Consider the following 9,003-nt stretch of genomic DNA (forward strand, 5'->3'; position numbering starts at 1 on the left):
CGCGTACCCGGATGGGCGATGGATCTCTTTACGTCCCAACGCGTACGCGTCCGAGCCCGGACGAAAGCCGACGAAGGTCCTTTCCTACCCGGGCCGATCAGCACTGTGCCGGGTGACGGAGGTTCCCTAGCGTCGAGCACGTGTGGAGGTGTGTGATGAATACGCACGTACCGGCAAGAGCCGCCAGATTCCTGGGTCTGGACCGCAATCCGCTGCGCCGTCCGGCGGATCGCGTGGAGTCGGCGATCCTGATCACGCTGCTCCTCCTCTTCTGCCTGATCATGCCTCTGGGGACGTATCTCGCGACCCGCTCCGCGTACGTCACCGCGCAGCGGGAGAACGCGGGCAAACACCAGGTGACCGCGACGGTGTACGAGCAGCCCACGTCCATAGGGGGAGCACGGCTGGGATCGGCCACCGACCTGCGGGCCGGCGCGCGCTGGCACACCCCGGACGGCGCGATCCACCAGGCGAAGGTGCCCGTGGCGACCACGGCCACGCCGGGCACGCGGGTACGCGTCTGGGTCAACGCGGACGACCAGCCGTCCCTCGAGCCCGCGAGCACGGTGGAGATCCTCATGGCGACCGCGATCGTCGCGCTCGCGTCGCTGTCCGGGATCGCCGCCGTGCTGGCGATGCTCGTCGGCTTCCTCCGGTGGGTCATGCGGCGCCGCAACCAGCGGCGCTGGGAGGAGGCGTGGGCGAACGTCGAGCCGCGCTGGGCACGGCGCGACTGACCCTCTCATCCGCGGGGGCGGTCAGTGCCGGTCTGCCCAACCCGACCGTCCCCCTTCCACCGGGTTGTCAGTGCTGGGCGGCGGAGCCGTTCACGGTCAGGATGCTCTCGGGCGTGGTGATCGCCGGGAACGTCCCGGTGTCGATGATCCCGTGCTCGTTGTAGGCGGCCTCCAGGAGAGCGTGGGCCTTGGGCTCCAGCTTCCAGAGAGCGCGGTACTCCCGGGCGGTGGTCAGCGGAATGCCGATCTCGTGGGCGATGTCGGCGGCCCGGGGGACGAAGCGGCGCTCGATCTCCCTGTCCCAGTACTGCCGGGCGGCGCGCATCAGGGCGGCGCGCTGCGCCGTGTCGACGGGAGGCGCCGGTTCCGCCGTCTCCGCCCCCTCCTCGTCGTCGTCGACGAGGACCTGGGCGGCCGGGGTCGCGGGCATGCCCGGTACGGCGGCGGGCAGGGCGGGGTGCACGAGTTGCGGGGGACGCGGGGCCCGCGTGGCCTGCTTCTCCTCCTCGGGCGCCCACGGGACTGGTGGCTTCAGGTCGATCAGGGCGGACGTGTTGTAGAGCGCGCCGATCTGGGACAGCAGCGCCTCCTGCCGGGACGAGTCGACCGCCAGGCCGGTGTACTCCACCGCCTGGTCCATCGCCCGGTCGAGCTTGGTGAGCGCGGCGCGCATCTTCCGGTCGGACGCCCCGGCCGCGCGCAGCGCGCGGGCCCGCTTGGCGGCCAGCGCGACGCGGGTGAGCCTGCGGTGGGCGTCCACCTCGCTCGCGGTGCGGTCGCTGGCCTCGGCCAACCCGATCCGGACCATGACCCGCTCGGGGGTGATCCGCCAGTTGATCCGGGCACGCCCGGTGATCCGGTGCCGTTCGATCGCCATGCCGCGCTCCCACAGCCACGCCGCGACGAGCGGGGCGGCGAGCCGGAAGAGGGCCTCGGCCAGGCTGCGGGCGTCCATGCTGGACAGCACGGCCGACAGGCAGGTGAACACCCACACGGCGATGCCGTCGATGCCCGCGGAGTAGTTCTCCCGCATGTTCCGGCGGGCCCGTACGGCACTGGTGATCACGGCGACTTCGATGAACGCGAAGAGCAGGAGGCGGAGCGGGCCGTCGAAGCCCAGGACGTCACCCGAGAAGCGCCACATGCCCTGCGCCGACACGCCGGTGGCGATGGTCGCGGCGACGATGGTGAGGATGTCCTCCGCCGGACGCGGGGCGGCGAAACGCCGGAAGAGGTCGGCCAGCGCCCGATACGTGGCGCGCAGCACGAAGAATCCGAGAACCAGGAGGACCAGGGCGACGACGCAGATGAGGGCGGTACCGACCGGATGGTCCGACGTGAAGGCGGCGATTTGATCCATGGGGGGCATCAGTCACTGTCCGTCAGTCTCGAAGCACACGAGGGAATATCCCGCGATCATTCCAGAATGTCGGCATCTTGTTTGCGAAACGGAAGTTCACCATCGTGACTGGTGGGACTTCGTGACCGTTCCGGCGCCCCGGCCACCACACCGATCAACCACCCCGGCCGGCCGGACCGATCAGCCGGACCGATCAGCCGGGCCGGCAAGTCGGGCCGATCAGCCGGACGAGGTCAGGCGCACCGGTCAGCCGAACGGGCTGAGCCGGACCGGTCACCTGAGGGCGCGGCAGAGGGTGTCGAGGGTGATCCTGACGATCTCGCCGGAATCACCCTCCTCATCCGCCAGGCGGCGTGAGCCCGCTCCGAGGATGCCCCACGCGAGATGGGCCCGCAGGCCCGCGTGGTCATATCCGGCCTCATCCAGCGCCTCACGGAGCGGCTCGATCATGGACTCGTGGATCTCGTCCACCCGCTTCTGGCACTCGCCGGGCAGCCCCACCGCCTGCGACGCGGGGATGAGCGCGTGGTCGGGGCTGCTGACGAAATCCAGCGCCGCGGTGCCGTACGCGCGGATCCTGTCGTCGAGGGTCACCCCGTCGCCCGCGTCGCGCAGGGAGTCCCGCAGGCGCACCAGCCACCGGGGGAAGGCGTCCTCGACGAGTTGGGCGAGGATGTCCGCGGTCGAGGCGAAGTACCGGTAGACACTCGAACGGGCCAGCCCGACCCTCGCTCCCACGGCCGCGGGCGTGAGCGCGTGCACGCCCTGCTCTGCCAGGACCGCGCGCGCCGCGTCGAGCAGGGCGGCGTGCTGGTTGGCCCGATGGTCGGCTACGGTCGCCGCGCTGATCCTTGGCATCTCCACCTCCAGGTGCCGGCCTCCAGTATCCGCGCCGGGCGAGACCGCCTTGACCGCCGCGCCCTCCATGATCGTCATGGCCGTCATGACCGGCGTGGCCGGCGTGGTCTGGATGACCGGCGTGACCGGCGTGATCTCGATGACCGGTCATGACGCCACACCCGTGACCACCGGCCATAACGCTTTCCGCGTCGTTACTCAGACTCGGCCCTCCCGAGACACGCCCGCGGCCTCGTCGGCGTCACGCTCGGCCCTTCCCCGCACGACGTCCACGGGCTCACCGGCCGTTGCCGCACCGTCGGCCGGTGCGGGGTCCTCCCCGTGGCCGGACGCGGAGCCACGCGGGAGCAGGAGCGTGGCGCCCACCCCCGCCAGCAGTACCAGCGCCGTGAGCAGTGTGACCCTGCGGGTCGCCTCGGCGGACGCCGCCACGGCCGCCGCGTGAACCGCCGGCTCGCGCAACGACGCGATGGCCACACCACCGCTCTCCTGTACGGCACGCGCCACCTCGGTGCGCGTGTGTGCGGGAAACGCGTCCATGTGCCGCTCGACCGACGAGCCGAGCCCCGTGACCAGCACCGCCCCGAGCACCGCGACCCCGAAGGCCGCTCCGACCTGGCGCACCGTGCTCTGCAGCCCGGAGGCCTGACCCGACTGCCAGGGCGGTACGTCGGCCATCAGCACGCTGGTGAGTTGCGCCGAGGCGAAGCCGATCCCCATCCCGTAGACCACCAGCCAGGGAACCGGCCGCCACGGGTTCATCCCCGGTTCGAGTGACAGGGCGATGCCGAGCGCGCCCACGACCTCCAGGCCGATCCCGATCTGCACGACCAGGCGCGAGCTCGCCTTCCTGGCCAGCCCGGGAACCATGCCGCCGGCCAGGAACGTGCCGAGGGCCAGCGTGGCGATGACCAGTCCGGCCTGGAACGCGCTGTAGCCGAGCGCCGACTGCAGGAACAGCGGCAGCACGAGGATCATCCCGAACTCCCCCAGCGCCACGACCATCGCGGCCATCGCGCCGTACCGGAAGCTGGGCAGCGCGAACAGCGTCAGGTCGATCAGTACGGAGCGTCCCGCCCGTCCCCGGGCCCGTTCGACCAGCACCAGCGCGACCAGTGCCACGATTCCGACGCCGAAGGCGAAGGGAACGGGCGAGACGCCCTCGAAGCGCACACCGAGGAGCGAGGCGGGCCGCAAGGGGGTGAGCCAGCCGTACTTCTGGCCTTCGATGAGTGCGAAGACGACCGAGGTCGTGCCGATCACCGCGAGCACGATGCCCAGCGGGTCGTGCCCCGAGGAGTGCTCGTCGCGCGAGTCGGGCACACGGAGCGTGCCGAGGAGGATCAACGCTCCGATCGGCAGGTTGACCCAGAACGCCGAGCGCCAGCCGTGCTCGGTGACGAGCCAGCCGCCGAGCAGCGGACCGACGCCCGCCATGCCGCCGATGACCGAGCCCCAGACGGCGAACCCGATCACCCGCCGCCTGCCGGTGTAGGTGGAGTTGATGATCGCGAGAGCCATCGGGACGACCATCGCCGCCCCCACTCCCTGGATCACCCTGGCGCCGATCAGCGCCGGGCCGCTGCCCGCGGCGGCCGCCAGCATGCTGGCCAGGAGGAATACGCCGACCCCTGACGCGAAGAGGCGGCGCCTGCCGCGCAGGTCACCCGTACGGCCGAGCGGGATGAGCAGCGCCGCGAACATCAGCGAATAGATGGAGTTGACCCACTCCACGTCGGTCGCGGTCAGGTGCAGATCCTCGATGATCGCCGGAACGGCGACGTTCACGATCGTCGCGTCCACGATGATCATCGAAGTTCCGAGTGCGAGCACGACGAGAGGCAGCCAACCCTGACGGGAATTTAGCGACATCATGTCGCTAACCATAGCAACGGCACGTCGCCATCCGTCGCCCAGCCCTCTACCGCGCCGCGTCGCTCACCCGTCCGCGTCGCTCACCCGTCCGCGTCGCTCACCCGTCCGTGTCGTTCGTCCTCACCCCGGCCGCTCCCGCAGCGGGAAGCGCCACCGCGCCCGTCACCCCACGGCGTCATCCACGGCGTCACCCACGGCGACGGCGGGCCAGATCGCGGGCGAGATGCGACCGCCGCGGCCCCGTGGCCATCAGGCGGCGCAGATCCGCCACGGTGTCATGCATGAGCTGGACGTGGAAGTAGTTGACGTACTCGAGCACTGCGACGAGGGCGAACACCAGGCCGGGCCAGGAGTCGCGCCCGGGGTCGGCGGCGACGGCGCTTCCTGTGACCGTCAGTCCGGCCACCAGGAGCGGGACATCGGTCACGCGCGCGATCAGAAAGGCCCGGGTTCCCGGCAGGAGACCCGGTTCGCGCAGCTGGCGCAGCTTGGCCATCCAGTAGAGGGCACCCTGCGCCAGCAGGATCGCGAACAGGGCGAATCCGAGGGAGTTCACCACCGTCACCGGCAACCCGGCGATCCCGAACCAGATCCACGCCTGGAACGGGATGTTGCCCAGTTCGAGCAGCGCCATGGTCCGAAGCCGCGCACGTGTCTTCGAAGGAGCGCCCGGAGACGCCGCGGGGATTCGTGAGCCGACCACACGACCATTCTGACGACACACCGCCGTCTGAAGCCCGCCTGCCCCGCCCGCCCGGCTCCGCTCCCTGGCGGAACCCGCGAGAACGTCAGAGGAGGAGCCCCGGAAGGAGTCCGGACAAGCGGAAAGGCCGGGCCCACGAGGGGACCGGCCTTTCTCCGCGCCTACGCCTGACCCGCGCCGTCACCGGGAACATCGGTCTCGTCGTCGCGCACGGGATCATCGCCGACGGCGAGATCCTGGCGCAGCCGCTCGAGATCCATGTTGTGGTTGGCGTACTTGAGCTGGCGAGCCACCTTCGTCTGCTTCGCCTTGGCCCGACCCCGCCCCATTGATCGTCCTCCCTAACACAGGCCGTGCTTCGCCCTATTCTCTATCATTTGAAGAATTATGCAATTTCCCACACCGTGTGCCGTGGGACATAGATCGTTTGTCCGTCGTGTACGGCATGCGCCGGCGGGACCCGCCTCCCCGAGCGCCCTGGCGGACCGGATCAACCGGTGTCACCGGCGGCCTCTCGCGAGGCGCTTCCCGCCGCGAGTTCCGTACCGCACGCCCGGTAGAGATCATCCGGGCCGCGTATGCTCAGCCTCCCGCAGCTCCGCCAGCAGCTCCCCCTGACCCGCGATCATGTCGGTCAGGATACGCCGTGCCGCCCGCAGCAGGTCGGCGACGTCGTTGCTGCTCAGCGCGTACACCACCGTGGATCCCTCGCGCGTCGAGGTCACGATACCCGCTCGGCGCAGAACGGCGAGCTGCTGCGACAGGTTGGACGCCTCCACTTCGATCCCGGCGAGCAGATCGCGCACCGGGAGCGGACCGTCCTGGAGCAGTTCCAGGACCCGGATGCGTACGGGATGGCCGAGCGTGCGGAAGAAATCCGCCTTCGCCTGGTAGAGGGGAACCGGCATCAGCACCTCCCCCGATGGCCGTCCACGTCCGGTGGCGTGTCCACCCGGCGTGGTGCGCGCGGTCCGGCGACATCACGCGCACACGTCTCCGTTCCATGGTGCGGATCCAGCTGACAACGAGAATTCGTCACACACCATGGTAGCCAATTGAAAACTTCTTCAAGTCCTATGACAGCCGCGCCGCCGCCCCGGGGTCCGCACTGACGTACGTCGACAGCACCCGACGGAGCGGGCCGGACACCGGAACACCACCCCGAGGCGCACCTGGTCTCCCGGAATCGCCACCGGATCACCACCGGATCACCACCGGATCAGCACATCTCATCGTTTCCGCCCCCACATTCGCGTGCTTGGGTGCGGAGAGGACAGGAAGAGAACCGCGAGCGGCACGAGGAGGACCTCATGGCGGAGTGCGGGCCCGGTCCGATGACAGGCGGGCGGCGGTCCACGACCGGTGGGCGGCGGGACCGATGACAGGCAGGAGGACGGAACCCGTCCCGATCCGAACCGGCACCGGCCCGGAGGAGAGGGCCCGTCTCGCCGCGTCGGCTCAGGCCGGCCGCGCTGCGCGGCGGCCGACCTGGACGCACGTCCTCGCCGGCGAACCCCGCCGGCACGCCGCGTCAGTCCCGCGTCAGCCCTTGATCTCGCAGATCGTGGATCCGGCGGTGACGCCCGCTCCGACCTGGGCGGACAGACCGGTGACGGTGCCCGCCTTGTGGGCGGTGAGTGGCTGCTCCATCTTCATCGCCTCGAGTACCACGATGACGTCGCCCTCGGCGACGACCGCGCCGTCCTCGACGGCCACCTTGACGATCGTCCCCTGCATGGGCGAGGTCAGCGCGTCACCGCTCGCCGCGGAGCCGCCCGGCTTCCTGGCGCCGCCGGTGCGCTTCGGCCTCCCGCCGTTCGGCCGTGCCGCCGCGACCGATCCGGTCGCGCCGAACCCGGCGGGAAGGACGACCTCCAGGCGCTTGCCGCCGACCTCGACGGTGACCCGCTCGACGGCGGTGGGCTCGGCGTTCTCGGTGCCCCCGGCGTACGGGGGGATCGTGTTGTCGAACTCGGTCTCGATCCAGCGGGTGTGGACGTCGAACGCCTTGCCGTCGCCGATGAACGCGGGCTCGTCGACCACGACCCGGTGGAAGGGCAGCACGGTCGGCATCCCCTCGACGACGAACTCCGCCAGCGCCCGGCGCGAGCGCTCAAGCGCCTGCGCGCGGTCGCGCCCGGTGACGACGAGCTTCGCGACCAGGGAGTCGAACGAGCCCGGCACCGTCTCGCCCTGGTCGTAGCCGGCGTCGAGCCGTACGCCGGGGCCCGAGGGCGAGTGCCAGCGGGTGATCGTGCCCGGCGCGGGGAGGAAGCCGCGTCCCGGGTCCTCGGCGTTGATCCGGAACTCGATCGAGTGCCCCCGGACCTTGGGGTCCTTGTAGCCGAGCTCCTCGCCGCAGGCGATCCGGAACATCTCCCGGACCAGGTCGATGCCGGTGACCTCCTCGCTGACCGGGTGCTCGACCTGCAGCCGCGTGTTGACCTCGAGGAAGGAGATCGTGCCGTCCTGGCCCACGAGGAACTCGCAGGTCCCCGCGCCGACGTAGCCCGCCTCGCGCAGGATCGCCTTGGAGGAGTCGTACAGCGTCGCCAGCTGCTTGCGGGACAGGAAGGGGGCCGGGGCCTCCTCGACGAGCTTCTGGTGGCGGCGCTGCAGCGAGCAGTCGCGAGTGCTGACCACGACGACGTTGCCGTGCCGGTCGGCCAGGCACTGCGTCTCCACATGGCGGGGACGGTCGAGATAGCGCTCGACGAAGCACTCGCCGCGCCCGAAGGAGGTGACGGCCTCGCGGACGGCGGAGTCGTAGAGCTCGGGGATCTCCTCCAGGGTGCGGGCGACCTTCAGGCCGCGACCGCCGCCGCCGTAGGCGGCCTTGATGGCGATGGGCAGGCCGTGCTCGCGGGCGAAGGCGACGACCTCGTCGGCGCCGGACACCGGGTCGCTGGTTCCGGCGACCAACGGCGCCCCCACCTTCTGGGCGATGTGCCGGGCCTGCACCTTGTCGCCGAGGGCGTCGATGGCGGCGGGTGGCGGGCCGATCCAGATCAGGCCGGCGTCGATGACCGCCTGCGCGAAGGCCGCGTTCTCGGCGAGGAAGCCGTACCCGGGGTGCACACCGTCCGCGCCGGTACGGCGGGCGACGTCGAGGATCTTCTCGATGTCGAGGTAGGTCTCCGCCGGGGAGGCCCCGCCGAGCGCGTACGCCTCGTCGGCCATCCGGACGAAAAGGGCGTCGCGGTCCTGGTCCGCGTAGACCGCCACGCTGCCGATGGCGGCGTCCTTGCACGCGCGGACGACGCGTACGGCGATCTCACCGCGGTTGGCGACGAGCACCTTACGCAGGACGGGAGAGTTGCTCACTGAAGTCCTCCAAGCTTCCAGCTCGAGTCGCGCCAGCCCCCGGGACCGGCGACGACGGGCCGGCGGAGCATGTGGTGGCGGGCGGCCCAGCGACGTTGCGGGGTGGGCACGGCGGCCGCCCCGGCCCCCGTGCCCACCCCGCAACG

General features: G+C 70.9%; 8 protein-coding genes. 1 reads left to right on the forward strand and 7 read right to left on the reverse strand.

Annotated elements, in window-relative coordinates; translation table 11 throughout:
* The first annotated feature begins 155 nt into the window (after positions 1-155).
* The gene (locus IMZ11_RS27690; protein WP_228645340.1) at positions 156-737 is read left to right on the forward strand and encodes a hypothetical protein; all 582 of its coding nucleotides are present in this window, start codon (positions 156-158) and stop codon (positions 735-737) included.
* Between the two features lie 67 nt (positions 738-804).
* Here the strand turns inward: IMZ11_RS27690 and IMZ11_RS27695 are convergent, their stop codons facing one another.
* The 7 genes from IMZ11_RS27695 to IMZ11_RS27725 form a co-directional block, all read right to left on the reverse strand.
* Complete coding sequence (locus IMZ11_RS27695; RefSeq protein WP_228645341.1) at positions 805-2,097, reverse strand: hypothetical protein; 1,293 nt, start codon at positions 2,095-2,097, stop codon at positions 805-807.
* A 273-nt stretch (positions 2,098-2,370) separates the two neighbouring features.
* A complete protein-coding gene (locus IMZ11_RS27700) occupies positions 2,371-3,033 on the reverse strand; it encodes a TetR/AcrR family transcriptional regulator (RefSeq protein ID WP_228645342.1) in 663 nt (220 codons plus the stop codon).
* Between the two features lie 120 nt (positions 3,034-3,153).
* Positions 3,154-4,842, reverse strand: coding sequence for an MFS transporter (locus IMZ11_RS27705; protein WP_308066849.1), 1,689 nt, complete (start codon positions 4,840-4,842; stop codon positions 3,154-3,156).
* 175 nt (positions 4,843-5,017) lie between these two features.
* Positions 5,018-5,464: a hypothetical protein gene (locus IMZ11_RS27710; RefSeq protein ID WP_228645343.1), complete on the reverse strand. Its 447-nt coding sequence runs from the start codon at positions 5,462-5,464 to the stop codon at positions 5,018-5,020.
* Positions 5,465-5,694: 230 nt separating this feature from the next.
* Positions 5,695-5,862 (reverse strand): DUF3073 family protein, encoded by a 168-nt coding sequence (locus IMZ11_RS27715; protein ID WP_082777003.1) that lies wholly within the window; start codon positions 5,860-5,862, stop codon positions 5,695-5,697.
* Between the two features lie 234 nt (positions 5,863-6,096).
* Complete coding sequence (locus IMZ11_RS27720; protein WP_228645344.1) at positions 6,097-6,441, reverse strand: helix-turn-helix transcriptional regulator; 345 nt, start codon at positions 6,439-6,441, stop codon at positions 6,097-6,099.
* A 634-nt stretch (positions 6,442-7,075) separates the two neighbouring features.
* Complete coding sequence (locus tag IMZ11_RS27725) at positions 7,076-8,839, reverse strand: biotin carboxylase N-terminal domain-containing protein (protein ID WP_228645351.1); 1,764 nt, start codon at positions 8,837-8,839, stop codon at positions 7,076-7,078.
* Positions 8,840-9,003: the final 164 nt, after the last annotated feature.

The organism is Microtetraspora sp. AC03309, from assembly GCF_020826795.1.
Lineage (GTDB): Bacteria > Actinomycetota > Actinomycetes > Streptosporangiales > Streptosporangiaceae > Microtetraspora > Microtetraspora glauca.